Genomic DNA, 1644 nt, shown 5'->3' with positions numbered 1-1644 from the left:
TTGAAATACTAAATAAATTTTATGGTATATCTCTAAGTAAATATTATGGAATAGATGATATTATGAGTAAAATGAATGAGGATATAGACTTTACTGAATTATTTGAACAAATAAAAAAATTAAATGATTTGAAGGATATAAGTGAAGAAAAGGATGATTATATTTGGGAATTATATTTTAATAAATTTGAAATTAGTTTAAAAAATCAATATTATAAGTGGTTACAATTAATCTCCAAGTATTATATACATAGCGATGAAGGCTATGAATACATTAACGAGGAGCAAGAAAATTCAAATAATTATATAAATAAAGATCTTGAAAATTTATGCAAAGCATTATATGGAATCAGAAGTTCTTGTTCTCTTATGATTGATAGAGTTTACATGGAAATTCCATCTAAAAAAGAACAGTTTTCAGGTGTTGTTTTTATTGATTATTTACAAAGTACACAATGCAATAATTTAACAAGGCTATTAGAAGAGAGAATATGTGAAGATTATAAGGAAGTATTTTTATTTAATATAGAATCTAATAAAGATATAAACAGCCTTTCAGTACTAAAAGAAAAAATTAGCAGTGAAACTCTAAATAATAGAGTATTTTGCATTATAACTGATGGAAGTTATGTTAAAGAACAAATACTAAAGTTTAAAGAAAAATGGATTAATAATGATTATGAAAGTCTTGCTGATCTATTAAAATCAGATGTATCTAAGAAAATCGGTATTTCAAAAGATAAAATTGCTGGAACTATGCAACTTAATGAGATCCATAAGGATTCATTAGAAAATTCATGTACTAATAGTGATTTTATCGAATTAGTTAAACTTATACAAAAAGAAAGCGAAAGTTACAGAAGAACAATAAAAATAAAATCAAAGAATAAAGAGAATATAATAAATATATCATTAAATCAAGAAAGAATGAGTGTGCAGGCTTTAGTTAGTATGCTTTATGAGAGATATAATGGATATTTAGTTGAGGTTTGGAATGGCGTTATTAGTAATAGAAGGAATTGTGTATATTGTTATAGCAAAAATAAAATCATAATTAGAAATCGAAAAGATAATTATCAGAACTATATCTTATGTTGCGATGAAGAGGAGAAACATATAATCGATTTCAGTTTAAAAAGTGGGGATAATAAAGATAGTAAAAAAATTTTGAAATTGTTGTTAAACTATGGATATAATATTGTTGGCTTTGATTCTAATGAAAATAAGATTATAGTAAATGTCAATGGTGAAATATCTAAAGAGGACAAGGAAAAACTTGTGAAATCAATTAAAGGCAGATTAGAGGAAAGTGCAATTAACTATTTTGAAAACTCTTTCTTAATGGAAGTAACAAAAAATAAATTTAACACTAATAATTTGCATAAAGCTTTAGAAATAGAAAAAAATATAACTATTGATGATTTTTATAGTGCTTTTCAAGAGGCCTTTAGAAAAATAAGTGATAATATACTAAGATATGAAGTTATTCTTCAATCAATGTAGATATAATTCAAGTGAAATAAAAATATTGTGAGAAATGTATTGCTTTAAAAAACTTCAGTAATAGTTAAAGTAGCTATTACTGAAGTTTTTCTATTTTCTGATATTGAACTATAATATAAATTTTAGATTATTATGTATATAT

1 protein-coding gene is annotated in these 1644 nt (G+C 23.7%); it reads left to right on the top strand.

Annotation, left to right across the window (positions count from 1 at the left end; all coding sequences use genetic code 11):
• A partial coding sequence (locus CLCHR_RS24195) for a hypothetical protein (RefSeq protein ID WP_079442487.1) occupies positions 1–1502 on the top strand: 1502 nt, incomplete at its 5' end.
• Positions 1503–1644 lie beyond the last annotated feature (142 nt).

Source organism: Clostridium chromiireducens, from assembly GCF_002029255.1.
Classification (GTDB): Bacteria; Bacillota; Clostridia; order Clostridiales; family Clostridiaceae; genus Clostridium; species Clostridium chromiireducens.
This window is presented reverse-complemented; position numbering and strand designations above follow the sequence as displayed.